The following is a 15111-nucleotide window of genomic DNA, read 5'->3' as shown; positions in this document are numbered from 1 at the left end:
TCTTGTCCCGGGCGTCAGTTGGCCCACGGCGGGGTGAGGCGCGTGCCGTCGGCCAGCTCCGCCGCCAGGCCGACGGGGGCGGTGACCCAGGAGATCGCGGTGTGCTCGGCCGGGTTCTCCAGGCCCAGGGCCGTACCGGGGTTGACGATCACGGTGTCGCCCGCGGTGATCCGCTCGGTACGGCCGTCGAGCGTGACCCGCAGCTCGCCGATGAGCAGGTGCAGGATCTCCTCGCGGGTGACGGTGTGGACCGGGGCCTTCGTCCCGGCCGGGATCTCGCTCCGCCAGGCGCACAGCTCCACGGCGCCGGTGAGCGGGGTGGCGTACGAGACGAAACGGGCGCCGTGGATCTCGTGGGTGACGGCTTGTGAGGATCGGACGACGGGCATGGTGCGGGTCTCCTTCTCGGTATGGTCAAGTAGCTTGACTATATAGTCAGTCTGCTTGACCGTTTGGTCAAGGTGTTTCAATGCCTTTGTGCAGAACTCCGAAGCCATGGCCCTGTCCGCCGCCCTGCTCGCCGTGGCGGGTGACCTCACGCAGCGCATCCATGACGGGGTGATGGCCCGTGGCTTCACGGACCTGCGGCCCGCCCACGGCTTCGCCTTCGCGCGGCTCGCTCCGGACGGGGCCACCGCCACCGACCTCGCCGCGCATCTCGGGGTGACCAAGCAGGCGGCGAGCCAGCTGGTGGACGAGATCGTACGCAAGGGGTACGCGGAGCGGCGGCCGCATCCCGAGGACGCGCGGGCGCGGCTGATCGTGCTGACCGAGCGGGGACGGGCGTGCACCCGGGCCGCGGAGGAGGCGGCCGCCGAGGTGGTGGGTCGCTGGGGTGACCTGCTGGGCGAGGGCGAACTCCGCCTGCTGCGGGAGCGGGTGGCGCGGCTCGCCCCCCATGGCCCCGTCAAGCCCGCCTGGTGACGGGGCGTCGGCCCGCCGGCGAGCCGCCGGCCACGGAGCCGCCGGTCACCGCCGGAAGTTTTTACTGACGCGTAACTTCACACGTCCACTACCCGCCCGTAACTTGACGAATGAACAGCATCCCGTGATCCGGATCACAGGTTGAGGCCGTGCACCTCCCTTGAGCCGCAAGGAGATCCCCCGATGCTGCCCTGGAAGCGAGCGCTCAGACCCGTCGCCGCCCTCCTCCTGACCGCCGCCCTCGCCGCCGTACCCGCCACCACCGCCAGCGCCTCGGGCACCGCCGCCCCGAGCGCGGGCTGGAACGACTACACCTGCAAGCCCTCCGCCGCCCACCCCCGCCCCGTCGTCCTCGTCCACGGCACCCTGGGCAACTCGGTCGACAACTGGCTCTCCCTCGCCCCCTACCTGGAGAGCCGCGGCTACTGCGTCTACTCCCTGGACTACGGTCAGCTCCCCGGCGTCCCCCTCTTCCACGGACTCGGCCCCATAGACGAGTCCGCCGGACAGCTGGCCGCCTTCGTCGACCGGGTGCTCGCCGCGACCGGCACCGCCAAGGCCGACCTGGTCGGTCACTCGCAGGGCGGCATGATGCCCCGCTACTACCTGAGGTTCCTGGGCGGGGCGGACAAGGTGAACGCGCTCGTCGGCATCGCCCCCGACAACCACGGCACCAGCCTCAGCGGCCTCACCCGGCTGCTGCCCTACTTCCCCGGCGCCGAGGACCTGCTCCGGGCCACCACCCCCGGCCTCGCCGACCAGATCGCCGGCTCCGCGTTCCTCACCCGGCTCAACGCGGGCGGCGACACCGTCCCCGGAGTGCGCTACACGGTCATCGCCACCCGGAACGACGAGGTCGTCACCCCCTGGCGCAGCCAGTACCTGACCGGCCCGGACGTCCACAACGTCCTGCTCCAGGACCTCTGCCCGCCCGACCTCTCCGAGCACGTCGCGATCGGCCTGCTCGACCGGATCGCCTTCCACGAGGTCGCCAACGCGCTCGACCCGGCCCACGCCACCGCCACCACCTGCGCGTCGGTGTTCAGCTGACGGCCACCGGGGCCTGACCGGCCTGAGCCGCCGGACAGGCCCCGGACAGCACCGCGAGGCGTGGCCGGCCGGTCGCTCACCGAAGCCCGTGGGGTGTTCGGGAGCTGCCCCCAGCAAACCGTGGAACCACCCGCCGCGGGTGGCCGGAGAAGATCCTTATGGTGCCGTTAAGGCAGTGCTCAGGCTGCGCTGAGGTGGGCTGCGCCGGCCGGGCCGGGCGCCGCGGGGTCAGCCCTGGGGCCACCAGGTGCGCGCGATGTCCCTGCGCACCTCGGGGCGTCCCGCGGGGGGCTCCTCCGCCTCCTCGCGGATCCGGCGGCTGTCCGTCCTCTTCAGGGGCTTCTGCACGGTCACGCGGCGCATGGCTGCCTCCTTCGGTGCCTACCGGGTTCCGCGTTGTCACGGAGATAGACGCCTGGGGGGAGAGTTCCTCATCGGTGCCGGGATGTCAGTGGTGGCAGTCACGTCCGCACTGTCAGTGGCGTGTGTCACTCTCCGGGCATGACGAACAGCAAGCGGCACACGGTCGCGGCCGCCCCGGAAGTGGACTGGGACGCGCGGGCCGCCGCCTTCGACGACGAACCCGATCACGGCCTGGGCGATCCCGGGGTCCGCGCGGCCTGGGCGGCCCGGCTGCGGACCTGGCTGCCCGGGCACCCCGCCGACATCCTCGACCTCGGCTGCGGCACCGGCAGCCTGTCACTCCTCGCGGCCGAACAGGGTCACCGGGTGACGGGCGTCGACCGGTCGCCCGCCATGGCCGGCAGGGCCCGCGCCAAGCTCGCCGGACGCGACGCGGAGATCCTGTGCGGGGACGCCGCGAGCCCGCCGGTCGGCGACCGCCGCTTCGACGTCGTCCTCGTACGGCACGTGCTGTGGACACTGCCGGACCCCGCCCGCGTCCTGCGGCACTGGCGGGACCTGCTGCGGCCCGGGGGCCGGTTCGTGCTGACCGAGGGCGTGTGGGGGACCGTCGCCCCGGTCGGCATACCCGCCGAGCGGCTCACCGCGCTGCTCCGGCCGCTCACCGCGGACGTGCGCGTGGAGCGGCTGTCCGGCGACCCGCTGCTGTGGGGAAAGACCGTGACCGACGAGCGGTACACGGTGGTGGCGACGGTGTGACACCGCGGGCGCCCGCGGGTCAGGCCGTCAGCTCCTCGAAGCCGCCGTCCCGGGCCAGCGCCTCCAGGGTGTCCAGCGCGGCCATCGCGGCGGACGCGGCCCGCGGGTCCACCTGCGTGAGGCCGCTCCCGGCGAACTCGTCCTCGTCCAGCCGCCGTACGTCCCGCCCGTCCGCGGAGCGCCACAGGTCCAGGTCGAGGTCCTCCACGACCAGCTCCGCGCCGGACAGGACCGCGGGGCGGGCGACGTCGCAGTACCAGCCCTTGAGGGCACCGTCCGCGCCGCGGACCTCCTTCACGGCGTACCACCGGTCCCGCCAGTAGTACTCGGTGAACACGTCGCCCGGCTCGAAGCGCACGAACCCGAAGTCACGGACCCCCGCACCCGCCCAGCGGGCCCGTACGGCGATGCGGGTGCCGTCGTCCCGGAGCAGCCGTGCCGGGTAACGGATCTTCGTACGGCCCCCCTTGACCAGCACGACCTCCAGCCACCGCACGGGCTCAGCCGAGTTCGCGGACATAGCGCACCTCCGACGCGCACTTCTCGTAACCGAGCCATGTGTTGACCGCGAGCATGGCCGCGTTGCCGGTGTCGTTGCCCGTGAAGGCCTCGGTGATACCGGCGGCGCGGGCCAGGCGCAGGGAACAGCTCTTGGTCAGCTTGGCCAGGCCCCGGCCGCGATGGGCGCGGGCGGTGCCGGTCATGGCCGTGTCGTAACGGGTGCCGCCGTCGGTGCGGGCCATGGTGAAGGCGACCGGACGGCCGTCCACGCAGGCGACCGTGGTCAGCTCCCGGTCCAGCAGCGGATGGTTCCAGCTCTCCTCCACCCAGGCGTCGTAGTCCGTCATCTCGGCGGTCACGTCCCCGGGTTCGTCCCGCACCGTCTCCGCGTCCAGGTCGAACAGCGGCCGGGGGTCGTCCGCGAAGTCGGCGGCGGGGCGCAGTTCGACGCCGGGCGGGGCCGGCGGCGCCGGGGGAAGGGTGCCGTGCGCGAGGTCCAGCCGGAGGAAGTGGGCGGAGCGGCCCCGCCGGTAGCCGCACCGCTCGGCGAAGGCCCGGCAGGCCGGCTCGTCCATCACCCAGGCCAGCAGCCTGGTCACGCCCAGGTCCGTCAGGTACTCCTCGGCGGCCCGTACCAGCAGCCGGCCGGCGCCCCGGCGGGTCCGGTCCGGACGGACGTGGATGTTCAGACAGCCCTGGCCGGGCTCGGGGCTGTCATGGGCCAGATACACCTGTGCCGTGCCGATCACCTCGCCGTCCTCCTCCGCGACGAGCGGACGGTAGCGGGCGCCCGGATGCATCCGGGCGCCCGCGTGCCGCACCGACTCCGGGGTGCACAGGAGGAAGGGGAGGGCGAGGCGGCGGACACGGGCGAAGCCCTCGGCGTCGGCCGGGACGCCGGGGCGCAGGTCGCGCACGAGCAGGGTCATGCGGTGGACCGTACGGGGCGCCGGCACCGGACCGCCTCCCCATTTCCGTGGCGGGTGCGGGACAATCGGGCCGTGAGCCTGAAGATCCGCATCGATGACAGCGCGCCGCCGTACGAGCAGGTGCGGGCGCAGATTTCCGAGCAGGCGCGGTCCGGCGCGCTCCCCGTGGGGTACCGGCTGCCGACCGTGCGGGGGCTGGCCGAGTCCCTGGGGCTCGCGGTGAACACGGTGGCGAAGGCGTACCGGGCGCTGGAAGGTGACGGGGTGATCGAGACGCGCGGACGCAACGGCACGTTCCTGGCCGCCGCCGGCTCGGCCGCCGAGCGGGAGGCGTCGTCGGCCGCGCAGGCGTACGCGGAGCGGGTGCGCAGGCTCGGGCTCGGCGAGGACGAGGCGCTCGCCGCCGTACGGGACGCCCTGCGGGCGGCCTACGCGGGATAGTCCCCGTGCCGGGCCCGCGCGGTCACCGCGGTCGCACGGGCTCCGGCGTCCGTGAAACCGTCAGACCCGCCCGGCGCGCCAGCGCCGCGAACACCTCCGCGTCCCGCACCGCCGCGCCCCCGGGGTCGTTGTTGAAGTACGCGTACACGTCCTCCCCGCCGGTCCAGGCCGTCGCCACGCGGTCCACCCAGGTCTCCAGGGAACGCCGGCCGTAGCGGGGCCAGGGCTGGGCGCGGCCCTGGTGGAAGCGGACGTACCCCCAGCCGGCGGTGCGCCACAGCGGGCCGGCCGGACGGGCCAGGACATCCGCCCAGCACAGGGCCGCGCCCCGGGACTCCAGCACGCGCCGCAGCTCCGGTGTCCACCACGAGTCGTGGCGGGGTTCCACCGCGACCCGTGTGCCGGCCGGGAAGCGGGCCAGGCACGCGTCCAGCAGGGGCGGGTCGGCGCGCAGGGTCGGCGGGAACTGGAGGAGGACCGGGCCCAGGCGGTCGCCGAGGCCCGCCGCGTGGGTCATCAGACGGTGGACCGGCTCCTCCGGGTCCTTCAGGCGCTTGATGTGGGTGAGGAAGCGGCTGGCCTTGACCGCGACGACGAAGTCCGGCGGGACGCGGTCGCGCCAGGCGGCGAAGGTGTCGTACGACGGCAGCCGGTAGAACGCGTTGTTGATCTCCACCGTCGCGAACAGCCGTGTGTACTCCTCCAGCCACAGCCGCGTCGGGACGCCCGCCGGGTAGACGAGGTCCCGCCAGTCCTTGTACTGCCACCCCGACGTGCCCACGAACACGGTCATACCCTCATGAAAGCATCACAGGTACAGGCCCGCGTCCGCTCCCTCCCGCGCGCCCGGCACGGACGTCGGTGTGGTGCCCCGGCGCAGCGCGTACAGCTCGGCCAGGGTCGCGCCCTCGCGGCCGACGCCCTCCTCGGTACCGAGCCAGTTCACCGCCTCGCGGTGGGTCAGCGGGCCGACCTCGATGCGGGCCAGGCAGCGGCCGGGGCGGACCACGGCCGGATGCAGGCGCTCCAGGTCCTCGTTGGTGGTGACGCCCACCAGGACGTTGCGGCCCTGGCCGAGCAGGCCGTCGGTGAGGTTCAGCAGCCGGGACAGGGCCTGGCCCGCCGTGTGCCGGGCCTCACCGCGGATCAGCTCGTCGCAGTCCTCCAGCAGCAGCAGCCGCCAACGGCCCTTGCCGGCACCGTCGTCCTCGCCGATGGCGATGTCCATCAGATAACCGACGTCGGAGAAGAGGCGTTCGGGGTCCAGGACGCAGTCCACCTGGCACCAGTCCCGCCAGGAGCGGGCCAGGGTGCGCAGCGCGGAGGTCTTCCCGGTGCCGGGCGGGCCGTGGAGCAGGAGCAGCCGGCCCGCGATGTCCTCGGGGGTCGTCTTCATGAGGTGGTCCATCGCGTCCGCCACCGGCGCCGTGTAGTTGGGCCGCACCTCGTCCCAGGTGCCCGCGGAGATCTGACGGGTGGTGCGGTGCGGGCCGCGCCGCGGGGAGACGTACCAGAACCCCATCGTCACGTTCTCCGGCTGGGGTTCGGGTTCGTCGGTCGCGCCGTCCGTGGCCTGGTCGAGGATCCGCTTCGCCAGCTCGGCGCTGGTCGCGGTGACCGTGACGTCGGCGCCGCGGTTCCAGCGGGAGACCAGCAACGTCCAGTCCTCGCCCTCCGCGAGGGTCGCGCTGCGGTCGTCGTCGCGGGCGACCCGCAGCACCCGGGCACCCTCCGGCAGCAGGGTCGCGCCCGAGCGGACGCGGTCGATGTTCACCGCGTGCGAGTACGGCTGCTCGCCCGTTGCGAAACGGCCGAGGAACAGCGCGTCGACGACGTCGGACGGCGAGTCGGAGTCGTCGACGTGGAGCCGGATCGGCAGAGCGTCGTGCGGGTTGGCAGCCATGCCGCCATGATCCGGCACGGACGCGCTCCGCGCACGGCATTTCCGCCGCTTGTCCCCGGTGTCCCGGCGACGGTTCCCGGTGTCCCAGGACCGTTGCCGGGGTTCCGGCCGACACCTGCCCGCCGCCCGGCTCCCCCCGTTACTGTGGTCCGCGATGGGACGCCCTGGCGGGGACGCGCGAAGGCGGCGGTGGCGGCGCACCGCCCCGCTCGGCGCGGCCCTGGCCGCGCTGGCCCTGCTGCTCACCCTCCTCGGCGCGCTGTCCGGCGGCCCCCGCACCGCACGTGACGGCGACAGGCCGCACGGCACCCCGGCCGCTCCGGCCGGGAGACCCGGACCGAACGTCGGCTGGGGCTTCACCCACACCCGGTACAGCGCAGGCCAGGGATCGCCGGCCGCCACCGCGCGCGTCACCCGGCTCCTCGGCCGGGACGGCGGGCTGCCGCAGAACCAGCACATCATGGGCTGGGGCGCCGACAACCCCGAACCGGTCAGGGGGCGTTACGACTTCGGCGCGCTGGACCGGCGCATCGGCCTCGTCCGCGCCTCCGGCGGCACCCCGGTGATCACGCTGTGCTGTGCCCCGGACTGGATGAAGGGCGCCGCGGCCGGGGCCGGCCGCACCGACTGGAGCCGTGCCGCGCTGGAGAGCGCCCCGCTGCCCGGCCACTACCAGGACTTCGCCGACCTCGCCGCGACCGTCGCCCGGCGCTACCCGGACGTGCGGCACTTCATCGTCTGGAACGAGTTCAAGGGCTTCTGGAACGACGCCGGCTCCCGCTGGGACTACGAGGGCTACACCCGGATGTACAACCTCGTGTACAAGGCGCTGAAGAACGTCGGCCAGGACATCATGGTCGGCGGCCCGTACCTGGTCATGGACAGCGTCGGCGCACACGACCCGAACGCCTCGACCGCGCTCAGGGGCCCCTGGGGCGCCATGGACCAGCGCGTCCTGGACGCCTTCGCCTACTGGAACACCCACCGGGCCGGCGCCGACTTCACCGTGGTCGACGGCTCCAGCTACACCCGCGACGACGCGCTGCTCCCGGACGAGTTCGCGGCCACCGCCAAATTCACCGCCGTCGGCGCCTGGGTACGGCGGCGGACCCGTGACCTGCCCCTGTGGTGGGCCGAGTACTACGTCGAACCCGGCGACGCCGACGGTGAACGCACCGGCTGGAGCGAACCGCACCGCGTCGCCGTCCAGGCCACCGGCATGATCGCCATGGTCAGGGGCGGTGCCGGCTCCGGCTTCTACTGGAACCCCGAGGAGCGGACGGGCCCGTGCCCCGGCTGCCTGTGGACCCCGGCCGACACCTCCGGCGGCGGCCGGGAACTGCCCCTGTACGGCCTGCTGTCCCGGTTCGCGCGGGCCTTCCCGCCGGGCACCCGGTACGCGACCGTGTCCGTCGCCCCGGACGACGCGCCCCACGTCCGCGTCCTCGCCACCCGGAGCACCGTCCTCGTCGTCAACACCCTCGCCCGGCGGATCAGCGCACGCGTCGACGGCAGGCGGTTCGAGATGGACGCGTACGAGGTGAAATGGCTCGACCGCTGAGCCGCCGCGCCCTCACTTCAGCGTCATGAACCGCTGCACCAGAGAGGCCAGCACCAGCCCCAGCAGCGGCAGCGCGAACCAGAAACCGCCCTGCACCAGCCGCAGCCGGCGCACACCCGGCCGCACCGCGACCCGGACCAGCTCGCGGGCGGCCAGCAGCAGGACCAGGACGACGGCGGCCAGCGCGCCGGCCACCGACCACGGTGTCCATGTCACCTGCGGCCCGGCCGGTCCGGGTCGCGGCTCGGGCACGGGCCCCGCCGGCCGCTCGCGCAGCGCGTACACCGTGACGTCGTCACCGGCCAGGACCCTCGTCAGCTCCCGCCGGCCGTCCAGCTGCCGGACCAGCCGGGGCTGCCAGGCCGCCGGGTAGCCCGCGTCCAGCTCCAGATACGTCGCCTGGCTGCGGTCGACCATCAGATACGAGTGCGGCCCGGCGTCCTCGAGCGCCTTCACCAGGCCCGACACCAGCCGGGGGTCGGCCGGTGCGCGCGTCGGCACGTAGGTCACCCGCTCCATGTCCCGCGCGCCCCACGGCAGCGCCGGCGTCACGTCGTCGACCGGATCCTGGCTGAGCCACAGCAGCCGTACCGTCGGCCGGTCATGGGCGTACACCCAGTCCATGGCCGCGACCTCGCCGGGCCGGACCCGTTCGAACGGCTCGTTGCCCCAGCGGGCCACCAGGAAACCGCCCATCAGCAGCAGTCCGGTGAGGAGCACGGCCGGCGGGGCGAGCCGCATCCGGACCTTCCGCGCGGCGGCACCGGTGCCCGGGAAGAGGGCGAGTCCGCCGAGCAGGGCCGCGCCGGGCACCGCGAACATGAAGACGCGCAGCGCCATCTCACCGCCGTACGACTGCATGCCGAAGCCGAGGAACGGGACGAACACGAGGACCGGCAGGGACCGTTCCCGGTACCGGTGCAGGCGCCGCCGCCACCAGCCCCAGCAGGCCAGGCCCAGCACCGAGCCGGCCAGCAGCACCCGGGTGTACAGCACCAGCTTGTGGGTCGCGCTGCCGCCCTGGATACGGCCGGAGACGGAGGTGGAGACGTTGCCGCCGACCCCGCCCACCCCGCCGAAGAGGTCGTCGAAGTGCCCGGACCAGTACGGCTCGGCCATGAAGCCGACCCAGACCGCCACCAGCACCCCGAACAGCAGCGGCAGCCCGGGGAGTTCGCACCGGCCGAGCAGGACGAGGGCCGTGAGCACGCCCAGCATCATGAACGGGGTGAGCTGGTGCGCGGGCACCGTCGCCGCGTAGAGGGCCATCAGCACGAGCAGCAGCACGGCGCGTTGCCGCCGGCCGGCCGGCTCCACCTCGGCCTCGCCCGGCCGACGTGACGTCCCGATCACCCGGGGCGGGCGGAACCAGACGAGCAGGATCGCCACGAACACCAGGTACAGCAGATAGGTGAAGCCCTGCGGGGAGAAGTAGTCCTGGCCGACCCAGCCGCTCAGCGCGAAGATCCACACGCCGGTCCACTTCGCCCGCCAGCTCGCACGCATCGCCCGGGTGAGCAGGAACACCGGTGCCAGGAAAGCGAGTTGTATGACCGTCGGCCACCAGCGGATGACCTCGGTGAAGTCGGTGATCCCGCACGCCCGGCCGGCGAACGCGGCCAGCGCGAAGAAGCCCGGCCAGCTCCAGCGGGCGTCCAGGTCAGGTACGGCGGAGCCGGTCCGGTCGATGTGGTCGAGGAAGCCGAGGTGCTGCCAGGCCGTCGGGAACCGTGGTTCGGTCTCGATCACCGCGGGCAGCGCGTGCAGGCAGACCACGGTCGCCAGCAGGGTGAGCAGCAGCAGCGCCCGGTGTTCGCGGCGCAGCCGGAGCAGCGCGGCGAACACGGTGACCAGCAGGGCCGCCCCGGCCAGGGTCGGCAGCGGCAGCACCGAGACCAGCCCCAGCCCGCCCATCCGGTCCAGGTCCGCCTCGCCGAGCCGCAGCGCGGGCACCCAGTACAGCACCAGCGCGGCCACCAGCAGGCACCCGAGCAGCACTCCGGCCCGGGTGTCCCGGTCGGGCACCCACGCCGGGCCGGAGCGGGGCGCCGGGGCGGGCGGGGTGCCGCCGCCGGAGCGCCGCCGGGAGCGGGAGAACGGCTCCAGGTCGGCGAGGTCACCGTCCGGTGCCGTGGTGTCCGGCACGGCGGTGGGCGCGGACCGCACCGTCCGCCACAGCTTCGGCGCGGCGACGGCCACGACCACCGCGAGGCTGGAGACCTCGGCGACGCCCGCGCCGGTCAGCCCCAGCCGGGGCAGGAGCAGCACGGTCAGGCCCAGCACCAGCACGCACAACAGACCCTGTAGCCAGGCGAGTCCGGCGGTGCGGCTCTGCGCGCGCAGCACCGCGAAGTGGGTCTCCAGCACCGTCCGCAGCACCGTGCCGACCGCGGACCAGCGCAGCAGCGGGGTCGCCGCGTGCGCGTAGCCCTCACCGAACACACCGAGGATCCAGGGCGCCCCGAGGAACAGCAGACCCGCGACCGGCAGCATGATCCGGGCCATCCGCCGCAGCGCGGCCCGGGTGTCGGCGGTCAGCCGCGCCGGGTCGTGCGAGCCCTCGACGGTGAGGGAGGCGCCCATGTTGATGGCGAGCAGATTGGTCGTGCCGGCGATGGTGGCGGTGATGTAGAAGTACGCGTTCTCCTCGGAGCTGACCCGCGCGGCGACGATGACCGGCACGAGGTAGACCACGGCGAGGGAGAACAGGGAACCGGTGTAGTCCCCGGCCAGGAACCTGCCGATCTCCCTCGGCGTCGGCGGGCCGGCCCGGTTCGCGGTGGCCCGCACGTGCCGGGGGACCAGCCGCCGGAACACCAGCCAGCCCAGCGGCACCACCGAGGTGGCGATCGCGGCCACCCAGGACACGAAGACACCGGTGGTGGGCAGGGCGACGGCGAACGCGGCGAGCAGCGCCAGCTTGACCGCCGAGAACACGGTGTTGCCGACCGGCACCCAGGGCGCGCTGCGCAGCCCGGTGAGCACGCCGTCCTGGAGGGTGAGCACGTTCCAGGCGGCGACGGCCAGCACGAACCCGAGCCCGTCGAGGGTGCCGTGCAGGAAGTGGTACGACGGCCCCCACGCGTCCAGGGTCAGCAGGAAGATCCCGGCGGCGGCCGCCACGACCAGCGAACCGCCCGCGTAGGTACGCAGCACGAGCCGCCCGGTGCGGTCACCGGAGACGGGGATGAAACGGGCCAGGGCGCCGGTCAGGGTCACGGCGGTCAGCCCGGCGAGGAATTTCATCGCGGCGATGGCGGCGGAGCCCTGCCCGACCGCCGACTCGGAGTAGTAGCGCGCCGCGGCCAGCCAGAAACCGAGCCCGAGGACGGCGGAGATGCCGGTGTTGAGCATCAGCGCGTAGGCGTTGCGGAACAGCGGACTGCCGCTGCCGCCGGCGGACCGGCCGGTTCCGGGTGCCGTGGCGCCGGGTGCCGCCGTCCCGGTCGCGGTGGTCGTCGTGGTCGCGGTCGTCGTGTCAGACACGGCTCGAGAAGGCCTTCCGGCGGACCTGGCGGGCTCTGCGGACGACGGCGTACCCCTTGGTGAGGACGCGGTCCCCGGCGAAGGCCCGGGTGAGACCGCGGCCTTCGAGGAGCCGCCCGAACTCCTCGGCACCGGTGCCGCGGCGGACCGTGACACGGCGCAGCGCGTACGGGCCCTGGGGGCGGCGGGCGAGAACGTTGCCGACGGCGAGCGCCTGCGCGTACCCGGCCGCGCGCACCGCCCGGCGGACCCGGCGGCTGGAGTAGCCGTACGGGTAGGCGAACGACACCGGCGGGGCGCCGAGTTCGGCGGTGACGATCCGCGTGCAGCGGTCCAGCTCGGCGCGCAGACCGCCGTCGGGCAGCTGGTCGAGCTGGGGGTGCGTGTGGCTGTGCCCGCCGATCTCGACCCCGGCGGCGGCCAGTTCGCGCACCTGCGGCCAGTCGAGCATGGTGTCCGGGGCGCCGCCGGTGTCGTGGGCGCCCCGGAGCCAGCCGGTGGCGACGAACACGGTGGCCGGGAAGCCGTGTCTCGCCAGGACGGGCAGCGCGTGCCGGTGCACGCCCTCGTAACCGTCGTCGAACGTGATCAGCACCGGCCGGGCGGGCAGCGGACGGCCCCGGCGCCAGCCGGCCGCGAGTGCGGCGGTGGTCACCGGGGTCAGCCCCAGGCCGCCGATGAGCGCCATCTGCTCCGCGAACGCCTCCGGCGCGACCGACAGGGCACGGGTGGCGTCGTTGGGGGTGGTGGCGACGGAGTGGTACATGAGGATGGGCACGGGGGCGTCACTCATCGGATCCCCCGGGTGCCGGCATCCGGGGGCGCCTGGACGGGGGGTCGGGGCGGCTTCTGGGTGGGGCCGCGGGGAGGCTGCTCGGCCGGTGCCCGGGCCGGTTCCTGGGCCAGTCGGCCGGGCGGTTCCCGGTCCGTCGCCCGGCTTGGCCGCTGGGCCGGTGCCGGGGTCGGTTCGCCGGCCGGTTCCTGGGTCGGTTCGAAAGCCGGCGGGGCCGGGTACGGCGTACCGGCCGCTCGTCGGGCGCGCAGGCTGCCCAGCGCGTAGCCGCCGGCCGCGCCCAGTGCCCCGGCGACGATCGCGCCCGCGCGACCCGCCCCGCCCGGCCTGCCGAGCAACGCGTCCCTGATTCCCCGCGCGACGCCGGCCGGCAGTACCCGTGTCACGTACCGGCGTTCGGACTCCAGGCCCTTGTCCGCGCCGACACTGCGGGCGACCAGGGCCTTGGACAGGCCCTCGGCGTAAGTGCGGCTGCGGAAGTAGGCGAAGTGCTCGCGGGACGCGGGCACCCGGTGGTGGATCACCGCGCGGTCGTCGATGAGCAGGACGGCGTCGGGGCGGGCGCGGCTGAGGCGGATGCACAGCTCCGTCTCCTCGCAGCCCAGCGGGCGGCGGTCGCCGTCGCGGCCGATGCCGGTGGCGAAGCCGCCCGCCGCCTCGAACGCCGTACGCCGGAAGGAGGCGTTGCCGCCGAGGACGTTGCGGACCCGGACCCGGCCGGGCGGCAGCCCCTGGTAGGTGCAGCCCACGACCCAGTCGAACTCCTCCGGGAACCAGTCCGGCCGCCGGCCCGACGCCCAGACGGGTTCCGTACGGCCGCCGACCGCGAGGACACGCGGGTCGGCGTACCCCTCGGTGAAGCGGCGCAGCCAGTCCCGTTCGGCCACGGCGTCGTCGTCCAGGAAGGCGATCACCTCGCCCCGGGAGGCGGCGATGCCGGTGTTGCGGCCCGCGGAGAGGCCGCGCGGACCGGCGTTGGCCAGGACGCGGACGCCGTCCCCGGCCTCGTACGCGCGCTCCAGCCGGGCCAGCAGGGCCGGGTTGTGGTCCACGACCAGGAGCGTCTCCAGCGCCGGACACGACTGCGCGCGTACCGAGGAGACCGCCGCGAGGATGTCCTCCCAGCGGTCCTCGGTGTACACGCAGATCACGACGGAGATGCCGGGACCGGTCACGACACTTCCCCCCGGACCGTGTCGAGCAGCGGCGAGCGGCGTTCCCGGCGGCGCAGTTCCCGCCGGTTGGAACGTTCCCGCAGGATCACCCGCAGCACCCGGAACCCGTCCCGTACGGCCCGCAGGTTGCTGGTGCCGTGGATGCGCAGGTACTCGTGGCTCGGTATCTCCTGCACCCGCAGGCCCGCCTTGACCACTCTGATGTTCATCAGCGTCTCGACCTCGAAGCCGGTGCAGTCGAGGTCGATCCTGTCCAGGCAGTGCCGCCAGAACGCGTTGTAGCCGTAGCAGAGATCGGTGTAGCGGGCGCCGAACTTGCGGTTGACGGTGGCGCACAGCGCCCGGTTGCCCAGTCTGCGGACGAAGGTCATGTCGTCGGTGCCGCCGCCGTTGGCGAAGCGGGAGCCCTTGGCGAAGTCGGCGCCGGAGACCAGGGCGGAGACGTACGACACGATCTCCCCGCCGTCGGCCGAGCCGTCCGCGTCGACCATCACGATGATGTCGCCGGTGCAGGCCTCGAACCCGGCGATCAGGGCATCCCCCTTGCCTCTGCCCCGCTGTTCGACGACCTTGACGTCCGGCCACAGGGAACGTGCCACGCCGACGGTGCCGTCCGTGGAGTTGCCGTCCACCAGGACCACTTCGTGTATCCAGCCGGGCAGACTCTTGAAGACGTACGGCAGGTTCTCCGCCTCGTTCATGGCGGGAATGACCACGCTCACCGGCACGGTGATCGCCAGGTGGGAGGAGATGGGCCGGTAGTCGGCGGCGAGCAGCGGATCTTGGCCCGGACCCGTCGGGCGCAGGACGGAACTCATGAATGTTTCCCTCTCGTCCGGTGGACCGCCCGCCCACGGGCGGTCCGGCTCTGTGTCCGGTTCGAAAGGGGGGTTCTCATCTTCGGCACGGCGGGCCGGTCTCCGGGGCGGCACCCGGGGCGGTCTCCGTGTCCGTCGACGAGCTGGCAAAGCTGGCCGGCCTGCCGGGGAACGACGGCAGCCGGTCGCGCGGCACGACTCGGTCACGGTTGTGGTCACCGAGCACGGCACCCCCCTACCGCGCCCCGCGCCGGGCACACCGTGGCCCTGAGCCCTCCCCTGGAGCCGAGTGCCGGCGGACCGGTGCGGGTGAGATGTATGACGGTATTGACGGTTGCACCCGAAAGGCAAGACACGGAAGGCTGCCTCACCTTCATGCTGGTTTGGCCGTTGGACCACCTTGGACCA

General features: G+C 73.7%; 15 protein-coding genes. 5 read left to right on the top strand and 10 right to left on the bottom strand.

The features are described from left to right. Positions 1 to 14 precede the first annotated feature (14 nt). A complete protein-coding gene (locus AB0F03_RS09385; RefSeq protein ID WP_361988117.1) occupies positions 15 to 389 on the bottom strand; it encodes a cupin domain-containing protein in 375 nt (124 codons plus the stop codon). Positions 390 to 477: 88 nt separating this feature from the next. On the opposite strand from AB0F03_RS09385, the gene AB0F03_RS09380 reads away from it, so the two are divergent. Then, a complete protein-coding gene (locus tag AB0F03_RS09380) occupies positions 478 to 924 on the top strand; it encodes a MarR family winged helix-turn-helix transcriptional regulator (protein ID WP_361988115.1) in 447 nt (148 codons plus the stop codon). A gap of 183 nt (positions 925 to 1107) precedes the next feature. Next, the gene (locus AB0F03_RS09375; RefSeq protein WP_361988113.1) at positions 1108 to 1974 is read left to right on the top strand and encodes an alpha/beta fold hydrolase; all 867 of its coding nucleotides are present in this window, start codon (positions 1108 to 1110) and stop codon (positions 1972 to 1974) included. A gap of 228 nt (positions 1975 to 2202) precedes the next feature. Here AB0F03_RS09375 and AB0F03_RS09370 read toward each other — a convergent pair whose 3' ends face one another. Next, positions 2203 to 2337 (bottom strand): hypothetical protein, encoded by a 135-nt coding sequence (locus AB0F03_RS09370; RefSeq protein WP_361988111.1) that lies wholly within the window; start codon positions 2335 to 2337, stop codon positions 2203 to 2205. Between the two features lie 138 nt (positions 2338 to 2475). Here AB0F03_RS09370 and AB0F03_RS09365 point away from each other — a divergent pair, with 138 nt between their 5' ends. Beyond that, the gene (locus AB0F03_RS09365) at positions 2476 to 3096 is read left to right on the top strand and encodes a class I SAM-dependent methyltransferase (protein ID WP_361988109.1); all 621 of its coding nucleotides are present in this window, start codon (positions 2476 to 2478) and stop codon (positions 3094 to 3096) included. A 19-nt stretch (positions 3097 to 3115) separates the two neighbouring features. Here AB0F03_RS09365 and AB0F03_RS09360 read toward each other — a convergent pair whose 3' ends face one another. Together AB0F03_RS09360 and AB0F03_RS09355 are read right to left on the bottom strand one after the other, a co-directional pair. After that, positions 3116 to 3616 (bottom strand): DUF402 domain-containing protein, encoded by a 501-nt coding sequence (locus tag AB0F03_RS09360; RefSeq protein WP_361988107.1) that lies wholly within the window; start codon positions 3614 to 3616, stop codon positions 3116 to 3118. Further along, entirely contained in the window at positions 3597 to 4526 is a 930-nt protein-coding gene (locus AB0F03_RS09355) for a GNAT family N-acetyltransferase (RefSeq protein ID WP_361988105.1), read from the bottom strand. The genes AB0F03_RS09360 and AB0F03_RS09355 overlap by 20 nt, the downstream gene beginning before the upstream one ends. 72 nt (positions 4527 to 4598) lie before the next feature. Here AB0F03_RS09355 and AB0F03_RS09350 point away from each other — a divergent pair, with 72 nt between their 5' ends. Next, positions 4599 to 4967 (top strand): GntR family transcriptional regulator, encoded by a 369-nt coding sequence (locus AB0F03_RS09350; RefSeq protein ID WP_356821861.1) that lies wholly within the window; start codon positions 4599 to 4601, stop codon positions 4965 to 4967. A gap of 22 nt (positions 4968 to 4989) precedes the next feature. On the opposite strand, the gene AB0F03_RS09345 is transcribed toward AB0F03_RS09350, so the two are convergent. Both AB0F03_RS09345 and AB0F03_RS09340 read right to left on the bottom strand, forming a co-directional pair. Further along, the gene (locus AB0F03_RS09345; protein ID WP_361988103.1) at positions 4990 to 5760 is read right to left on the bottom strand and encodes a DUF72 domain-containing protein; all 771 of its coding nucleotides are present in this window, start codon (positions 5758 to 5760) and stop codon (positions 4990 to 4992) included. A gap of 15 nt (positions 5761 to 5775) precedes the next feature. Beyond that, positions 5776 to 6870 (bottom strand): DUF5925 domain-containing protein, encoded by a 1095-nt coding sequence (locus AB0F03_RS09340; RefSeq protein ID WP_361988101.1) that lies wholly within the window; start codon positions 6868 to 6870, stop codon positions 5776 to 5778. Positions 6871 to 7024: 154 nt separating this feature from the next. Between AB0F03_RS09340 and AB0F03_RS09335 the strand changes: the two genes are divergently transcribed. Next, the gene (locus tag AB0F03_RS09335) at positions 7025 to 8431 is read left to right on the top strand and encodes a xylan 1,4-beta-xylosidase (RefSeq protein WP_361988099.1); all 1407 of its coding nucleotides are present in this window, start codon (positions 7025 to 7027) and stop codon (positions 8429 to 8431) included. A 12-nt stretch (positions 8432 to 8443) separates the two neighbouring features. Here the strand turns inward: AB0F03_RS09335 and AB0F03_RS09330 are convergent, their stop codons facing one another. The 4 genes from AB0F03_RS09330 to AB0F03_RS09315 form a co-directional block, all read right to left on the bottom strand. Next, on the bottom strand, positions 8444 to 11785 hold the full coding sequence (locus tag AB0F03_RS09330) for a lipopolysaccharide biosynthesis protein (protein WP_361988228.1): 3342 nt from the start codon (positions 11783 to 11785) through the stop codon (positions 8444 to 8446). Positions 11786 to 11909: 124 nt separating this feature from the next. Continuing rightward, on the bottom strand, positions 11910 to 12710 hold the full coding sequence (locus AB0F03_RS09325) for a polysaccharide deacetylase family protein (RefSeq protein ID WP_361988097.1): 801 nt from the start codon (positions 12708 to 12710) through the stop codon (positions 11910 to 11912). Beyond that, a complete protein-coding gene (locus AB0F03_RS09320; RefSeq protein WP_361988095.1) occupies positions 12707 to 13885 on the bottom strand; it encodes a glycosyltransferase in 1179 nt (392 codons plus the stop codon). The genes AB0F03_RS09325 and AB0F03_RS09320 overlap by 4 nt, the downstream gene beginning before the upstream one ends. Further along, a complete protein-coding gene (locus AB0F03_RS09315) occupies positions 13882 to 14703 on the bottom strand; it encodes a glycosyltransferase family 2 protein (protein WP_361988094.1) in 822 nt (273 codons plus the stop codon). The genes AB0F03_RS09320 and AB0F03_RS09315 overlap by 4 nt, the downstream gene beginning before the upstream one ends. Positions 14704 to 15111: the final 408 nt, after the last annotated feature.

This window comes from Streptomyces sp. NPDC028722 (assembly GCF_040637655.1).
Lineage (GTDB): Bacteria > Actinomycetota > Actinomycetes > Streptomycetales > Streptomycetaceae > Streptomyces.
The sequence above is the reverse complement of the archived record's forward strand: the minus strand, read 5'-3'. Positions and strand labels throughout refer to the sequence as shown.